Source organism: Pseudomonas sp. BE134 (assembly GCF_031456105.1).
Classification (GTDB): Bacteria; Pseudomonadota; Gammaproteobacteria; order Pseudomonadales; family Pseudomonadaceae; genus Aquipseudomonas.
In genome coordinates this window covers 1-17,482 of sequence record NZ_JAVDUA010000006.1, presented here as the reverse complement: position 1 = coordinate 17,482, position 17,482 = coordinate 1, and the positions used below count along the sequence as shown (strand labels likewise).

Sequence of the window (17,482 nt, the reverse complement as noted above, 5' to 3'; positions counted from 1 at the left end):
GTGGGAATGCATCACTGGACGCTCCGCGTCCATTCGCGCAGAAGTGACGCAGAGCGTCACCGGCGGCATTCCCACGCAGAGCGTGGGAACGATCATCACTGAAGAATTCAGAAGTCCAGGCAGGGCCGCCGCTGTGACGGCCCTCGTCTTTTTGGAGCACCGTACCATGACGCTTGCAGTCCAGTTCACCAACGTTTCCCGTCTGTTCGGCGAAGTGAAAGCCGTAGACCGGGTTTCTATCGATATCCAGGACGGCGAGTTTTTCTCCATGCTGGGCCCTTCCGGCTCGGGTAAAACCACCTGTTTGCGCCTGATCGCCGGTTTCGAACAACCGAGCGCAGGCTCGATCCGCATTCATGGCGAAGAAGCCGCCGGGCTGCCGCCGTATGAGCGCGACGTCAACACCGTGTTTCAGGATTACGCCCTGTTCCCGCACATGAACGTACTCGACAATGTCGCCTACGGATTGAAAGTCAAAGGCGTCGGTAAAACCGAGCGCCAGAAACGCGCCGAAGAAGCCCTAGACATGGTCGCCCTCGGCGGCTACGGCGAGCGCAAACCGGTGCAATTGTCTGGCGGTCAGCGCCAGCGTGTGGCTCTGGCCCGCGCCTTGGTCAATCGCCCGCGTGTGCTGCTGCTCGACGAGCCGTTGGGTGCCCTCGATTTGAAGCTGCGCGAACAGATGCAAAGCGAGCTGAAAAAACTGCAACGCCAGCTCGGCATCACCTTCATCTTCGTCACCCACGACCAGACCGAAGCGCTGTCGATGTCTGACCGCGTGGCCGTGTTCAACAAGGGACGCATCGAGCAGGTCGACACGCCGCGCAATCTCTACATGAAACCGGCGACGACCTTTGTCGCGGAGTTCGTCGGCACCTCCAATGTGATTCGCGGCGATCTGGCGAAGCAGTTGAGCGGCAATCCGCAGCCGTTTTCGATTCGCCCGGAACACGTGCGTTTCGCCGAAGGCCCTCTGGCCAGCCACGAGATTGAAGTCAGCGGTTTGCTGCACGACATTCAGTACCAGGGCAGCGCCACACGCTACGAGATGAAACTGGAAAACGGCCAGACCCTGAACATCAGCCAGGCCAACAATCAATGGCTGGATGTCAGCGCCCGGCACCAGACCGGGCAACGCATCAGCGCGCGCTGGGCACGGGAAGCGATGATCCCACTGCACGACACCGTTGCCGGCGGGGTGTGAAATGAACACCGTGGCTATCCCTCAAACCCCGTCCAGCGGTTCGCCGTTGCGCAGGTTTTCCAACCTGCTGTACCGCCGGCCGAACCTGTACCTGTCGATGCTGCTGGTGCCGCCAATGCTGTGGTTCGGCGCGATTTATCTCGGCTCGTTGCTGGTGCTGCTGTGGCAAGGTTTCTACACCTTCGATGACTTCACCATGGCGGTCACGCCTGACCTGACCTTGGCCAACTTTGCTGCGCTGTTCCAGCCATCGAACTTCGACATCATCCTGCGCACCTTGAGCATGGCCGTGGTCGTGTCCATCGCCAGTGCCATCGTCGCGTTCCCGATTGCCTACTACATGGCGCGCTATACCACCGGCAAGACCAAAGCGTTTTTCTACATCGCGGTGATGATGCCGATGTGGGCCAGTTACATCGTCAAGGCGTATGCCTGGACCTTGCTGCTGGCCAAGGGCGGCGTCGCGCAGTGGTTCGTCCAGCACTTGGGACTGGAGCCGGTGTTGCAGTTCGTGTTGGGCATTCCCGGCGTGGGCGGCAGCACCTTGTCGACTTCGCATCTGGGCCGCTTCATGGTGTTCGTCTACATCTGGCTGCCGTTCATGATCCTGCCAATCCAGGCATCGCTGGAACGTCTGCCGCCGTCCTTGTTGCAAGCCTCGGCCGACCTCGGCGCCAAGCCGCGCCAGACGTTCATGCAAGTGATTCTGCCGCTGTCGATTCCGGGCATCGCGGCGGGTTCGATCTTCACCTTCTCCCTGACACTAGGCGACTTCATCGTGCCGCAACTGGTGGGCCCGCCGGGCTACTTCGTTGGCAGCATGGTGTACGCCCAGCAAGGTGCGATCGGCAACATGCCGATGGCCGCAGCCTTCACGCTGGTGCCGATTGTGTTGATCGCCATTTACCTGACTATCGTCAAACGACTGGGGGCCTTCGATGCACTCTGACAAGGCTTCATGGGGTCTGAAAATCGCAGCCTGGGGCGGGTTGGTGTTTCTGCACTTCCCGATCCTGATCATCTTCCTCTACGCCTTCAACACCGAAGACGCGGCGTTCAGTTTTCCGCCCAAGGGGTTCACCCTGAAGTGGATTGGCGTGGCGTTCTCACGGCCGGACGTGCTGGAAGCGATCAAGCTCTCGCTGCAGATCGCCTCCGTCGCGACCTTGATCGCCATGGTCCTTGGCACGCTCGCTTCCGCGGCGTTGTATCGTCGGGACTTCTTCGGCAAGCAAGGCATCTCGCTGATGCTGATCCTGCCAATTGCCTTGCCGGGGATCATTACCGGGATCGCGTTGCTGGCGACGTTCAAGACGCTGGGGATCGAGCCGGGGATGTTCACCATCATCGTCGGTCACGCGACCTTCTGCGTGGTGATCGTCTACAACAACGTCATCGCCCGTTTGCGTCGCACTTCGCACAGTTTGATCGAAGCGTCCATGGACCTCGGCGCCGATGGCTGGCAGACCTTCCGCTACATCGTCCTGCCGAACCTCGGCTCGGCACTGCTGGCCGGCGGTATGCTCGCGTTTGCCCTGTCGTTCGACGAAATCATCGTCACCACCTTCACCGCCGGCCATGAACGTACCTTGCCGCTGTGGCTTCTCAACCAGCTCAGTCGCCCACGGGACGTGCCGGTGACCAACGTCGTCGCGATGCTGGTAATGATCGTGACCATGCTGCCGATCCTCGGCGCCTATTACCTGACCCGGGGTGGCGAGAGTGTGGCGGGCAGTGGCGGGAAATAACTAACTCACGGACAACGACTACCCCTGTGGGAGCGAGCCTGCTCGCGAAAGCGGTGTGTCAGCCAGCATCAATGTTGAATGTTAAACCGCTTTCGCGAGCAGGCACGCTCCCACAGGGGCCAGTTTCAAAACAAGAACAGATTTGAAGAGGACAATGCCATGCAAACCAAACTCTTGATCAACGGCCAACTGATCGACGGCGAAGGCCCCGCCCAACCTGTGTTCAACCCGGCCCTCGGTCGCGTGCTGGTCGAAATCAATGAAGCCAGCGAAGCGCAGGTCGATGCCGCGGTGCGCGCCGCCGATGCCGCTTTCGACAGCTGGTCGCACACCCCGCCAAAAGAGCGCTCGCTGCTGCTGCTCAAACTCGCCGACGCCATCGAAGCCCACGGCGAAGAGTTGGCCAAACTGGAATCGGACAACTGCGGTAAACCCTACAGCGCCGCGCTGAACGACGAGATCCCGGCGATTGCCGACGTGTTCCGTTTCTTCGCCGGCGCCAGCCGTTGCATGAGCGGTTCGGCGGGCGGTGAGTACCTGCCGGGCCACACCTCGATGATCCGCCGCGACCCGGTGGGCGTGATCGCCTCCATCGCGCCGTGGAACTACCCGCTGATGATGGTCGCCTGGAAAATCGCCCCCGCCCTGGCCGCCGGTAATACCGTGGTGCTCAAGCCGTCGGAACAAACCCCGCTGACCGCCCTGCGCCTGGCCGAACTGGCGTCGGAGATTTTCCCGGCCGGCGTACTCAACCTGGTGTTTGGCCGTGGCCCTAGCGTCGGCAGCCCATTGGTCACACACCCGAAAGTACGCATGGTGTCGCTGACAGGCTCCATTGCCACCGGCTCCAACATCATTTCCAGCACCGCCGACAGCGTCAAGCGCATGCACATGGAACTGGGCGGCAAAGCCCCGGTGATCATCTTCGACGACGCCGACATCGACGCTGCCGTGGAAGGCATCCGTACCTTCGGCTTCTACAACGCCGGCCAGGACTGCACCGCCGCGTGCCGTATCTATGCGCAGGCCGGCATCTACGAAAAGTTCGTCGAGAAGCTCGGCGAGGCGGTCAGCAGCATCAAGTACGGTGTGCAGGATGATCCGTCGACCGAACTGGGGCCGCTGATCACCGCGCAACACCGCGACCGGGTGGCCGGGTTTGTCGAGCGCGCCATCGCGCAACCGCACATTCGCTTGATCACCGGTGGCAAAGCCGTGGACGGCAACGGTTACTTCTTCGAACCGACCGTATTGGCCGACGCTCAGCAAGATGACGAAATCGTTCGCCGCGAGGTGTTCGGGCCGGTGGTGTCGGTGACTAAATTCACGGATGAAGCACAGGTGCTGGGCTGGGCCAACGATTCGGACTACGGCCTGGCGTCGTCGGTCTGGACCTCGGATGTCGGTCGCGCGCATCGCTTGTCTGCCCGCTTGCAGTACGGCTGCACCTGGGTGAATACGCACTTCATGCTCGTCAGCGAAATGCCGCATGGCGGTCAGAAATTGTCCGGCTACGGCAAGGATATGTCGATGTACGGGCTGGAGGACTACACCGTCATTCGGCATGTGATGTTCAAGCATTAAAAGCATCGCCAGCAGGCTCGCTCCCACAGGTTCCGTGCAGACTTTGTGGGAGCGGTTTACACAGAATTCAGGCCCTCGACAAGCCAGCTCCCACAGTACAAACGGCGTACATACATCCGTAAAAACAGGTCAATTTCTGACAATAGAACCAGACTTGACCCCTTGCCCCCACGCCATAGCCGACTACCATCAACCCCGTAGGAAAAATTATCTCCCGCCCCTCAAGTTGAAGGCCCCCACAACCGACACAGTACTAATAGGACAAATACCCCAGACAACAGCATATCGGCCAAGCCCACAGGCAAAACCTCCTGTGATGGATTGTCCCTTTGACTGCCATCACGGGATTGCCAATACTCATGGCAACTTGATGCTACCCGCACGGAACAAGGAATCCCCCTTTGAAGCTGGAACTCAAGAACAGCTTGTCGGTGAAGTTGCTTCGGGTCGTCCTCCTGTCGGCATTGATCGTTGGCGTGGTCTTGAGCTGCGCGCAAATCGTTTTCGACGCCTATAAGACGCGCCAGGCCGTAGCCAACGATGCCGAACGTATCCTCGACATGTTCCGCGACCCCTCGACCCAGGCTGTCTACAGCCTCGACCGGGAAATGGGCATGCAAGTGATCGAAGGCCTGTTCCAGGACGACGCCGTGCGCCAGGCCTCCATCGGCCATCCCAGCGAAGCCATGCTCGCGCAAAAATCCCGCGAGCTGCAGCATTCCGACAGCCGCTGGCTGACCGACCTGATCCTCGGCAAGGAACGCACCTTTACCACTCAACTGGTCGGTCGCGGCCCTTACAGTGAATATTACGGCGACCTGAGCATCACCCTCGACACCGCCACCTACGGGCAAGGGTTCATTGTCAGCTCGGTCATCATCTTCATCTCCGGCGTATTGCGCGCCCTGGCCATGGGCCTGGTGCTGTATCTGGTGTATCACTGGCTGCTGACCAAACCGTTGTCGCGGATTATCCAGCACCTGACCGAAATCAACCCGGATCGCCCCAGCGAACACAAAATCCCGCTGCTCAAGGGCCACGAAAAGAACGAACTGGGCATCTGGATCAACACCGCCAACCAGTTGCTCGAATCCATCGAACGCAACACCCACCTGCGTCACGAAGCGGAAAACAGCCTGTTGCGCATGGCTCAGTACGACTTCCTGACCGGCTTGCCGAACCGCCAGCAATTGCAACAACAACTGGACAAGATCCTGGTCGACGCCGGCAAATTGCAACGCCGGGTCGCGGTGCTGGTGGTGGGCCTGGACGACTTCAAAGGCATCAACGAACAGTTCAGCTATCAGACCGGCGACCAATTGCTCCTGGCATTGGCTGACAGGCTACGGGCCCACAGTGGCCGGCTCGGCGCCCTCGCCCGCCTTGGCGGCGATCAGTTCGCCCTGGTCCAGGCCGATATCGAACAACCTTACGAAGCAGCCGAACTGGCGCAAAACATTCTCGATGACCTGGAAGCGGCGTTTGCCCTCGATCATCAGGAGATCCGTCTGCGCGCGACCATCGGTATCACCTTGTTCCCCGAGGACGGTGACAGCACCGAGAAGCTGCTGCAAAAAGCCGAGCAGACCATGACCCTGGCCAAAACCCGCTCGCGCAATCGTTATCAGTTCTACATCGCCAGTGTCGACACCGAGATGCGCCGCCGTCGCGAACTGGAGAAGGACCTGCGCGATGCACTGACCCGCGATCAGTTCTACCTCGTCTACCAACCCCAAATCAGCTACCGCGATCACCGGGTGGTGGGCGTCGAGGCGTTGATTCGCTGGCAACATCCCGAGCATGGGCTGGTGCCGCCAGATCTGTTCATCCCGCTGGCCGAACAAAACGGCACCATCATCGCCATCGGTGAGTGGGTGCTGGATCAGGCCTGCAAGCAATTGCGCGACTGGCACGATCAGGGCTTCCCCGACCTGCGCATGGCGGTGAACCTGTCTACCGTGCAGCTGCACCACGCCGAGCTGCCGCGAGTGGTGAACAACCTGCTGCAAATGTACCGCTTGCCCCCCCGTAGCCTGGAACTGGAAGTCACCGAAACCGGCCTGATGGAAGACATCAGCACCGCCGCCCAGCACCTGCTGAGCCTGCGTCGTTCAGGCGCGTTGATCGCCATCGATGACTTCGGCACCGGCTATTCGTCACTGAGTTATCTGAAAAGCCTGCCGCTGGACAAGATCAAGATCGACAAGAGCTTCGTACAAGACCTGCTCGATGACGACGACGATGCAACCATCGTTCGGGCGATCATTCAGCTGGGCAAGAGCCTGGGCATGCAAGTGATTGCCGAAGGCGTGGAGACCGCCGAGCAGGAGGCCTACATCATCTCCGAAGGCTGCCACGAAGGTCAGGGCTACTTCTACAGCAAACCGTTGCCGGCACGGGAACTAAGCGCCTACCTGAAACAGGCCCAGCGTAGTAACGCGGCAATTTTGTAGGTCTTTGAAAATCGCAGCCTCGTTTCACTCTGTAGGAGCTGTCGAGTGAAACGAGGCTGCGATTTTCGGATATACGACACAACGCCTGCGTGAATAAGAAATATTTCCACCTGCAACCCTTTACACAGAATGCGAAAGATTTGCATTATGTCGCAGTTTTGCGCACGTGAAGCGCCAGTCCACCCTCTTGAAGCAGGATGTTCGCCATGATTCGTATGCCTCTGGCTACCGCCAGTCTGTTGGCCATCGCTATTTCCCTCGCCGGTTGCGGCGAAGGCAAAGACAAGACCGCCGCTGCGCCTGCTCCGGCCGCCAGCACTGCCGCTGCTGCACCGGCACCTGCTGTCGCCCCGGCCGCTGTCAGCAAGGTCGATGAAGCTGCCGCCAAAGCCGTTGTCGCGCATTACGCCGACATCGTCTTCGCCGTTTACAGCGATGCCGAATCCACCGCGAAGACCCTGCAAACCGCCGTTGACGCCTTCCTTGCCAAGCCGAACGCCGACACCCTGAAAGCCGCCAAGGCTGCCTGGATTGCTGCCCGCGTTCCTTACCTGCAGAGCGAAGTGTTCCGCTTCGGCAACACCATCATCGACGATTGGGAAGGTCAGGTTAACGCCTGGCCACTGGACGAAGGCCTGATCGACTACGTCGACAAATCCTACGAACACGCACTGGGTAACCCGGGTGCCACGGCCAACATCATCGCCAACACCCAGGTTCAGGTCGGCGAAGACAAGATCGACGTGAAAGACATTACCCCGGCCAAACTCGCCAGCCTGAACGAGCTGGGCGGTTCCGAGGCCAACGTCGCCACCGGCTACCACGCCATCGAATTCCTGCTGTGGGGCCAGGACCTGAACGGCACCGGCCCTGGCGCCGGCAACCGTCCTGCGTCCGACTACCTGGAAGGCAAAGGCGCCACCGGCGGTCACAATGATCGTCGTCGCGCTTACCTGAAGGCCGTGACCCAACTGCTGGTCAGCGACCTGGAAGAAATGGTCGCTAACTGGAAGCCAAACGTGGCCGACAACTACCGCGCCACCCTGGAAGCCGAACCGGTTGATTCGGGCCTGCGCAAAATGCTGTTCGGCATGGGCAGTCTGTCCCTGGGCGAACTGGCGGGCGAGCGTATGAAGGTTTCCCTGGAAGCCAACTCCCCGGAAGACGAACACGACTGCTTCAGCGACAACACCCACAACTCGCAGTTCTACGATGCCAAAGGCATTCGTAACGTGTACCTGGGTGAGTACACCCGCGTCGACGGCACCAAAATGACCGGCGCCAGCCTGTCGTCCCTGGTGGCCAAGGCCGACCCGGCTGCCGACACCGCGCTGAAAGCCGACCTGGCTGCAACCGAAGCCAAGATGCAGGTCATCGTCGATCACGCCAACAAGGGTGAGCACTACGACCAGCTGATCGCTGCCGGCAACACCGCTGGCAACCAGATCGTCCGCGACGCCATCGCATCCCTGGTCAAGCAGACCGGTTCGATCGAAGCCGCCGCTGGAAAACTGGGCATCAGCGACCTGAACCCGGACAACGCTGATCACGAATTCTGATCAACGCTGGCTGAACAAGAAGGCGACCTTTGGGTCGCCGATCGTTCCCACGCTCTGCGTGGGAATGCCTCAACGGACGCTCTGCGTCCGGCTGTTGATGTGACGCGGAGCGTCACGGGCTGCATTCCCACGCAGAGCGTGGGAACGATCACCTGCCCCACATCAAGTAAACGATAATTCCTCTTATTCAAACTCTCCTGCCCTGTTAGACTTTGCGCCTTTGTTTTGCTCGTCTTGCAGGATGTCTGATGCCCCCGCTGCTTCTTCGCTTGTCCGCACTGTTGCTGGCCCTGTGCCTGAGTGCCTGCGATGACGCCCCGCGTTTTACCAAATCCGAACCCGGTGAAGCCCGGTCCGGTGGCAGCGCGACCGTGCGCAAGACTGATCAGAACTCGTTTTCCCTGCCCTCCGCCAACCTGTCGCCGTCACGGCGCGTGGACTTCAGCGTCGGCAACAGTTTCTTCCGCAACCCCTGGGTGATCGCCCCGTCGACCACCACCGCTCGTGACGGCCTCGGCCCGCTGTTCAACACCAACGCCTGCCAGGGCTGCCACATCAAGGACGGACGCGGCCATCCGCCGGCGCCTGACGCACCGAATGCCGTGTCGATGCTGGTGCGCCTGTCGATCCCCGACGCGCCGGCTTATGCCAAGGTCATCGAACAGCTCGGCGTAGTGCCGGAACCGGTCTACGGTGGCCAGTTCCAGGACATGGCCGTGCCCGGCGTAACCCCGGAAGGTAAAGTGCGTGTCGATTACACGCCCGTTCCGGTGCGTTTCAAGGACGGCACCGAAGTCGAACTGCGCAAGCCGAGCTTGAACATCACCCAACTGGGCTACGGCCCGATGCACCCCGATACCCGGTTCTCGGCGCGTGTCGCCCCGCCCATGATTGGCCTGGGCCTGCTCGAAGCGATCCCCGACGAGGCGATCCTGGCCAATGCCGAGGCGCAGGCGAAGGATAAAAACAGCATTGCTGGACGCCCGAACCGGGTCTGGGATGACGTGCAACAGAAGACTGTCCTCGGCCGATTTGGCTGGAAAGCCGGGCAACCGAACCTTAATCAACAGAATGTTCACGCGTTTTCCGGCGATATGGGTCTCACGACCAGCTTGAGACCGTTCGATGACTGCACAGACGCGCAAACCGCCTGCAAACAGGCACCGAATGGCAACGGCCCCGAGGGCGAACCGGAAGTCAGTGACAACATCCTGCGTCTGGTGCTGTTCTACAGCCGCAACCTTGCCGTACCGGCCCGCCGCGATGTCAGTGCGCCGCAAGTGCTGGCCGGCAAGAATCTTTTTTTCCAGGCGGGATGTCAGTCCTGCCACACGCCCAAATACACCACCGCTGCCAATGCCGCCGAACCTGAACTGGCCAATCAAGTGATTCGTCCTTACAGCGATCTGCTGCTGCATGACATGGGCGACGGCCTGGCCGACAACCGCACTGAATTCCAGGCCAGTGGCCGCGACTGGCGCACCCCGCCGTTGTGGGGTATCGGCCTGACGCAAGCGGTCAGTGGCCACACCCAGTTTCTGCATGATGGCCGTGCACGCAATCTGCTCGAAGCCGTGCTCTGGCATGGCGGCGAAGCTCAGGCTGCGCGTGAGCAGGTTTTGTCTTTCAATGCCGAGCAGCGCGCTGCGTTGCTGGCGTTTTTGAATTCTCTTTAAACACGTATAAAGAATCGGGAGCCCGACATGTTCCGTCCCAAATTGTTGTTCACCAGCCTTGCCGCACTCGCACTGGGCGCCTGTTCACCGCAGGACCCGCAAGCCGTGACATCGGCCGCCATCGCCAAATCGGTGATTCTGCCGACGTACACCCGCTGGGTTGAAGCCGACCGCCAATTGGCCGTCAGCGCCCTCGCCTATTGCGAAGGCAAGGAAAACCTCGACACCGCCCGCGCCGACTTCCTGCACGCGCAGAAAGCCTGGGCCGAGCTGCAACCGCTGCTGATCGGTCCGCTGGCCGAGGGCAACCGTTCGTGGCAGGTGCAGTTCTGGCCGGACAAGAAAAACCTGGTCGGCCGTCAGGTCGAGCAACTGGTGACGGCTCAGCCGCAGATCGATGCCGTCGCCCTGGCCAAGTCCAGCGTTGTGGTTCAGGGCCTCTCGGCCTATGAATACATCCTGTTCGACAGCAAGCCAGACGTGGCCAACGACGCGCAAAAAGCCAAATACTGCCCACTGCTGAAGGCCATTGGCGAGCGCCAGAAACAACTGGCCGAAGAGATCCTGCAGAGCTGGAACAACACCGACGGCATGCTCGCGCAAATGAGCAAGTTCCCGAACCAGCGCTACGCCGACTCCCACGAAGCCATCGCCGATCTGCTGCGCGTGCAGGTCACCGCCCTCGACAGCCTGAAGAAAAAACTCGGCACGCCGATGGGCCGTCAGTCGAAGGGTGTGCCGCAACCGTTCCAGGCCGATGCATGGCGCAGCCAGTCGTCCCTGGCAGGCCTGGAGGCTAGCCTTGCCGCCGCCAAAACGGTGTGGGAAGGCGTCGACAACAAAGGGCTGCGCGGTCTGTTGCCGAGCGAGCAAAAGCCGTTGGCCGACAAGATCGATGCCGCCTACGCCGCCTCACTGAAGCTGTTCGCAAGCAACCAGCGCTCGCTGACCGAAATGCTCAACGACGATGCCGGTCGCCAGCAACTCAACGATCTCTACGACAGCCTCAACGTCGTCCATCGCCTGCACGAAGGCGAACTGGCCAAGGCGCTGGGCATTCAACTGGGCTTCAACGCCAACGACGGTGACTGATGAGGGCAAGTGCCATGCTGCGACGTCAGGCTCTGACTTTAGGTAGTTTGCTGCTGGGAGCAGTGACACTGGGCGGCTGGACGCTGTTCAAGCAAAAGGACAAAAGCCCGTTGCTGCTGTCGGCGCGGGACGATACCGATGGCAAGCATTACGCCGTCGGCTATCGGCTGGATGGCACCCGGGTGTTCGCCACCCAGGTCGGCCAGCGCTGCCACGACATCATCAACCACCCGACACAGCCGATCGCGCTGTTCGTCGCCCGTCGTCCGGGCACCGAGAGCTACTTGATCGACCTGCGGGACGGCGCGTTGCTGCAAACCGTGACCTCGCAACCGAACCGGCATTTCTACGGCCATGCGGTGATTCACAAGAGTGGCAATTGGCTGTACGCCACCGAGAATGATACCTCCGACCCCGGCCGCGGCTTGCTCGGTGTGTATAAGTTCGAGGGTGAGCGGCTGGTGCATAGCGGCGAGATTTCCACCCATGGCATTGGCCCGCATCAGGTGTCGTGGATGCCCGATGGTGAAACCCTGGTCGTGGCCAACGGCGGCATTCGCACGGAGGCCGAAAGCCGGGTCGAGATGAACCTCAACGCCATGGAGCCAAGCCTGGTGCTGATGCAGCGCGACGGCACCTTGTTGAGCAAGGAAACCCTCGCCCAGCAGATGAACAGCGTGCGGCATCTGGGGATCGCCAGTGATGGCACCATCGTTGCCGGCCAGCAATTCATGGGGCCGTCGCACGAATCTTCGGAGCTGCTGGCGATCAAGCGTCCCGGTCAGCCCTTCGTGGCGTTCCCGGTGCCCGAGCATCAGTTGCAGGCGATGGGCCATTACACCGCCAGTGTCGCGGTGCACAGTGAACTGCGCCTGGTGGCTTTGACCGCCCCCCGGGGCAACCGCTTTTTTATCTGGGACCTGAACAGCGGTGAAGTGCGCCTGGATGCACCACTGCCCGATTGCGCCGGAGTCGGCACCGTCGCTGATGGTTTTGTCGTGACCTCAGGCCAGGGTCGCTGCCGCTACTACGATTGCCGCCAGACAAACCTTGTGGCAAAACCCCTTGAACTACCAGCGGGGCTCTGGGACAACCACCTGCACCTTATCTAAACACCGTCATGTGTAGCAGCTGGCGCAGCCTGCGTCGGCCGGTCCGCGCTCGGGCGCAGCAGTCGTCGTTCCGGACACCCGGTTGCATCTGACACACCGAGGTGCATGGTTTTACGACGGCTGCGCCGCCGGACGCAGGCTTCGCCAGCTGCTACAGGGATAGTGCTGTAAGTGCCAGGTGGAATCACCTGCGCACTCAGGGTAATGTGCCTCTCTGTCTCACCTGATTTCTCCAAGGAACTGGAAATATGCTGCGTCGCCGCATGCTGATCATGTTGGGTGTTGTTCTGCTGATCGTGCTGGTCCTGGCCGGTTATAAAGCCTTCTCCATCTACACGATGATTCAAGGTTTCTCTGCGCCAAAACCGCCAATCAGTGTTGCTGTGGCCACGGCTACCGAACGTCCGTGGCAAATCCGCCTGCCTACGGTCGGCACGCTCAAGGCCTTGCAAGGCGTGGATCTGAGCCTGGAGACCGACGGCACCGTCATCGATTTGCAATTCGAGTCAGGTCAGAAGGTCAAGGCCGGTCAACCGCTCCTGCGGCTCGACAGCGCCGTGGAAAGTGCCTTGCTGGAAACGGCGCTGGCCGACCTTGGGCTGGCCCAACTCGATTACGGTCGCGGTAGCCAACTGGTCGGCAGCCAGGCTATTTCCAAAGGCGAATTCGACCGACTCTCGGCCGTGCAGAAAAAGAACAGGGCCACGGTCAATCAGCTCAGGGCTGCGCTCGGCAAGAAAAGCATCCTGGCGCCGTTCAGCGGGACCATCGGTATTCGTCAGGTGGACGTCGGTGACTATGTTGCCACCGGCACCATGATTGCCACCCTGCAAGACCTCAGCAGTCTCTATGTCGACTTCTTCGTGCCCGAGCAGTCGGTGCCGAAAATCGCCATTGGCCAACCGATTGAAATCATTGTCGCGGCCTATCCGTCCCAAACCTTCCCCGGCACCATCAGCGCGATCAACCCGAAACTCGAGAGCAGTACGCGCAACATGCAGGTGCGCGCCACCCTGGCCAACCCCGACGGCAAACTGTTGCCCGGCATGTTCGCCAGCCTGCAAGTGCTGTTGCCCAACCCGCAGCCGCGCGTCGTCGTACCGGAAAGTGCGATTACCTACACCCTCTACGGCAATTCGGTTTACGTGGTCGCGCAGAAAAAAGCCGAAGACGGTAGCGTCGAAAAGAACGACAAGGGCGAGCCGATCCTGATCGCCGAACGGCGTTTCATTGAAACCGGTGAACGTCGTGAAGGCCTGGTGATCATTACCAAAGGTGTGCAGGACGGCGAAAAAGTGGTCACAGCCGGCCAGATCAAACTGGACAACGGTGCTCACATCGCGATCAGCGACGACAAGACCCTAGCCGAGAAGAACAGTCAGCCGCGCGCGGACTGATCAAGGAACCCCCATGGCTTTTACCGACCCGTTCATCCGCCGCCCGGTCCTCGCGACCGTGGTCAGCCTGTTGATAGTGCTGCTGGGCTTTCAGGCCTGGAGCAAACTGCCGCTGCGCCAATACCCGGTCATGGAGAACGCCCTGATCACGGTGACGACCGCGTACCCCGGGGCCAACGCCGAAACCATTCAGGGCTACATCACCCAACCGATGCAGCAGAGTCTGGCCAGTGCCGAGGGTATTGACTACATGACCTCGGTCAGTCGCCAGAACTTTTCGGTGATCTCGATCTACGCGCGTATCGGCGCCAACAGCGACCGTTTGTTCACCGAACTGCTGGCCAAAGCCAACGAGGTGAAGAACCAACTGCCTCAGGACGCCGAAGACCCGGTACTGAGCAAGGAATCGGCCGACGCCTCGGCACTGATGTACATCAGTTACTTCAGTAAGGAACTGAGCAACCCGCAGATCACCGACTACCTGTCACGGGTCATTCAGCCGAAACTGGCGACCCTGCCGGGCATGGCCGAAGCCGAGATTCTCGGCAATCAGGTGTTTGCCATGCGCCTGTGGCTGGACCCGGTCAAGCTCGCCGGTTTCGGCTTGAGCGCCAGCGACGTGACCAACGCAGTACGCCGGTACAACTTCCTGTCCGCCGCCGGCGAGGTGAAAGGCGAGTACGTGGTGACCAGCATCAACGCCAACACCGAGCTCAAATCCGCCGAGGCCTTTGCGGCGATTCCACTGAAGATCGATGGCGACAGTCGGGTGTTGTTGCGTGATGTCGCGCGGGTGGAAATGGGCGCGGAAAACTACGACACCATCAGCTCCTTTGGCGGCACGCCTTCGGTGTACATCGGCATCAAGGCCACGCCCGCCGCCAACCCGCTGGACGTGATCAAGGAAGTGCGCAAGATCATGCCGGACCTGGATGCCCAGTTGCCGCCCAACCTCAAAGGTGAAATTGCCTACGACGCCACTCTGTTCATCCAGGCCTCGATCGACGAAGTGGTGAAAACCCTGTTCGAGGCGGTGCTGATCGTGATTGTGGTGGTGTTCCTGTTCCTCGGCGCCTTTCGCTCGGTGTTGATCCCGGTGGTCACGATTCCGTTGTCGATGATCGGCGTGATGTTTTTCATGCAGATGATGGGGTACTCGATCAACCTGCTGACGCTGCTGGCGATGGTGTTGGCCATCGGCCTGGTGGTGGACGACGCCATCGTGGTGGTGGAAAACATTCACCGGCACATTGAGGAAGGCAAGACGCCTTTTGACGCGGCCATCGAAGGCGCCCGGGAAATCGCCATGCCGGTGGTGTCCATGACCATCACCCTGGCGGCGGTCTACGCGCCGATTGGCTTCCTGACGGGGCTGACGGGGGCGTTGTTCAAGGAGTTTGCCCTGACGCTGGCCGGGGCGGTGGTGATCTCCGGGGTCGTTGCTCTGACCCTGTCACCGATGATGTGCGCGCTGCTGCTGCGTCACGATGAAAACCCCAGCGGCCTGGCTCATCGCCTGGACATGATTTTTGAAAGCCTCAAGCGCCGCTATCAGAGCATGCTCCACGGCACCCTCAACACCCGGCCGGTGGTGCTGGTGTTCGCGGTCATTGTGTTGTGCCTGATTCCGGTGCTGCTCAAGTTCACCAAGTCGGAACTGGCACCGGACGAGGACCAGGGCATCATCTTCATGTTGGCCAACGCCCCGCAACCGACCAACCTCAACTACCTGAACACCTACACCGACGAGTTCATCTCGATCTTCAAGGCGTTTCCCGAGTATTACTCTTCGTTCCAGATCAACGGTTTCAACGGCGTGCAATCGGGGATCGGCGGCTTCTTGCTCAAGCCGTGGAACCAGCGCGAGCGCACTCAAATGCAGATACTCCCCGAAGTCCAGGCAAAACTGGAAAGCATCCCGGGGTTGCAGGTTTTCGGTTTCAACCTGCCCTCCCTGCCCGGCACCGGCGAAGGTCTGCCGTTTCAGTTCGTCATCAATACGGCCAACGATTACCCGTTGCTGCTGCAGGTGATGGACCGGGTGAAAAAGCGCGCAATGGAGTCCGGCAAGTTTGCCTTCGTCGACGTCGACCTGGCCTTCGACAAACCGGAAGTGGTGGTCGATATCGACCGCGCCAAAGCCGCGCAGATGGGTGTGTCGATGCAAGACCTGGGCGGAACGCTGGCAACCTTGCTGGGTGAGGCGGAAATCAACCGTTTCACCATCGAGGGCCGCAGTTACAAGGTCATTGCGCAGGTTGAACGCCCGTTCCGGGATAACCCGGACTGGCTCAACAACTATTACGTGAAGAACACCCAAGGCGAATTGTTGGCCCTATCGACCCTGATCACCGTGACCGACCGTGCCCGACCACGGCAGTTGAACCAGTTCCAGCAACTCAATTCGGCCATTCTTTCAGGGGTGCCGCTGGTCAGCATGGGCGAAGCCCTCGATGTCGTGCGCCAGATCGCCCGGGAGGAAGCCCCGGCGGGCTTCGCCGTCGACTATGCCGGCGCATCACGGCAATACGTTCAGGAAGGCAGTGCGCTGTGGGTGACCTTCGCCCTCGCACTGGCAATCATTTTCCTGGTACTGGCCGCGCAGTTTGAAAGCTTTCGCGACCCGCTGGTGATTCTGGTGACCGTACCGCTGTCGATTTGCGGTGCGTTGATCCCGCTGTTCCTCGGCTGGTCGAGCATGAACATCTACACCCAGGTCGGGCTGGTGACGCTGATCGGGCTGATCAGCAAACACGGGATTCTGATCGTCGAATTTGCCAACCTGCTCCGCAAGGAAAAGGGCCTGACGGCCCGCGAGGCGGTGGAGGAAGCGGCGGCCATTCGGCTTCGTCCTGTACTGATGACCACGGCAGCGATGGTGTTCGGCATGGTCCCATTGATCATCGCCACCGGTGCGGGGGCGGTCAGCCGGTTTGATATCGGGACGGTGATTGCCACAGGCATGTCGATCGGGACGCTGTTCACCCTGTTCGTGTTGCCGTGCATCTATACCTTGCTGGCCAAACCCGACACCAAGGAACCTGCATAACTTCACCCCTGTGGGAGCGAGCCTGCTCGCGATGGCGGTGGATCAGTTGCCATTACTGGTGACTGACGCACCGCCATCGCGAGCAGGCTCGCTTGTATGTTTAGACTTGAAGGGGTGGGCGGGACTAAAAGCTCGATTCCGACTCTAGCCAGTACGGACCGTGGGAGACTTCTCGTCCCGCCCTTTCTACCCGAAGCGCCGATAAGGAATTCATCGGTAAAACCGACGATAGAGGCAAGCCAGCGCAAGGGTAAACCCCGACAAGCCCTTAAACCCTAGCTCCGAGGATTCGTCATGACAATCCTTACCTCGCCAACGGTAATCGGTATCGATGTGGCCAAGGCCGAAATCGTCGCTTACCGCGAAGACATGCAAACCACTCAACACATCAACAACGACCGAGAGACTCTTGGGCGTTGGCTCAAGGCGCTGCCTGCGCAAAGCTCAATTGCTTTGGAAGCCACCAGCATTTACCACTTGGACACGGTCGAACTGGCCCATGAAATGGGACATCGGGTTTACGTTGTGGATGCTTATCGGCTGAGCCACTACCGCGAAAGCATTGGCCAGCGGGCGAAAACCGACCCTTGTGATGCGCGCCTGCTGGC

General features: G+C 60.3%; 12 protein-coding genes. All 12 read left to right on the top strand.

Features of this window, described 5'->3' with window-relative positions; translation table 11 throughout:
* Positions 1-166 precede the first annotated feature (166 nt).
* Complete coding sequence (locus tag J2Y56_RS06940; RefSeq protein WP_007948692.1) at positions 167-1,204, top strand: ABC transporter ATP-binding protein; 1,038 nt, start codon at positions 167-169, stop codon at positions 1,202-1,204.
* Between the two features lies 1 nt (position 1,205).
* On the top strand, positions 1,206-2,153 hold the full coding sequence (locus J2Y56_RS06935; protein WP_310349436.1) for an ABC transporter permease: 948 nt from the start codon (positions 1,206-1,208) through the stop codon (positions 2,151-2,153).
* Positions 2,143-2,952 (top strand): ABC transporter permease, encoded by an 810-nt coding sequence (locus J2Y56_RS06930; protein WP_007948690.1) that lies wholly within the window; start codon positions 2,143-2,145, stop codon positions 2,950-2,952. Before J2Y56_RS06935 ends, J2Y56_RS06930 begins: the two co-directional genes overlap by 11 nt.
* Positions 2,953-3,111: 159 nt before the next feature.
* Positions 3,112-4,536 carry a gamma-aminobutyraldehyde dehydrogenase gene (locus J2Y56_RS06925; protein WP_310349434.1) on the top strand — a complete coding sequence of 475 codons (1,425 nt, stop codon included), beginning with the start codon at positions 3,112-3,114 and terminating at the stop codon, positions 4,534-4,536.
* 401 nt (positions 4,537-4,937) lie between these two features.
* Positions 4,938-6,989, top strand: a complete 2,052-nt coding sequence (locus J2Y56_RS06920; RefSeq protein WP_007948607.1) for a bifunctional diguanylate cyclase/phosphodiesterase — start codon at positions 4,938-4,940, stop codon at positions 6,987-6,989.
* A gap of 206 nt (positions 6,990-7,195) precedes the next feature.
* Entirely contained in the window at positions 7,196-8,548 is a 1,353-nt protein-coding gene (locus J2Y56_RS06915) for an imelysin family protein (protein ID WP_310349432.1), read from the top strand.
* 248 nt (positions 8,549-8,796) lie between these two features.
* Positions 8,797-10,224 (top strand): di-heme oxidoredictase family protein, encoded by a 1,428-nt coding sequence (locus J2Y56_RS06910; protein WP_310349430.1) that lies wholly within the window; start codon positions 8,797-8,799, stop codon positions 10,222-10,224.
* 27 nt (positions 10,225-10,251) lie between these two features.
* Positions 10,252-11,316 carry an imelysin family protein gene (locus tag J2Y56_RS06905; protein ID WP_007948604.1) on the top strand — a complete coding sequence of 355 codons (1,065 nt, stop codon included), beginning with the start codon at positions 10,252-10,254 and terminating at the stop codon, positions 11,314-11,316.
* A gap of 14 nt (positions 11,317-11,330) precedes the next feature.
* Positions 11,331-12,428 (top strand): DUF1513 domain-containing protein, encoded by a 1,098-nt coding sequence (locus J2Y56_RS06900; RefSeq protein WP_310349428.1) that lies wholly within the window; start codon positions 11,331-11,333, stop codon positions 12,426-12,428.
* A 248-nt stretch (positions 12,429-12,676) separates the two neighbouring features.
* The gene (locus tag J2Y56_RS06895) at positions 12,677-13,825 is read left to right on the top strand and encodes an efflux RND transporter periplasmic adaptor subunit (RefSeq protein WP_007948602.1); all 1,149 of its coding nucleotides are present in this window, start codon (positions 12,677-12,679) and stop codon (positions 13,823-13,825) included.
* Between the two features lie 13 nt (positions 13,826-13,838).
* Positions 13,839-16,874: a multidrug efflux RND transporter permease subunit gene (locus J2Y56_RS06890; RefSeq protein ID WP_007948601.1), complete on the top strand. Its 3,036-nt coding sequence runs from the start codon at positions 13,839-13,841 to the stop codon at positions 16,872-16,874.
* Between the two features lie 294 nt (positions 16,875-17,168).
* Positions 17,169-17,482, top strand: a 314-nt coding sequence (locus J2Y56_RS06885; protein WP_310349426.1) for a transposase, incomplete at its 3' end; no start/stop codon positions are given.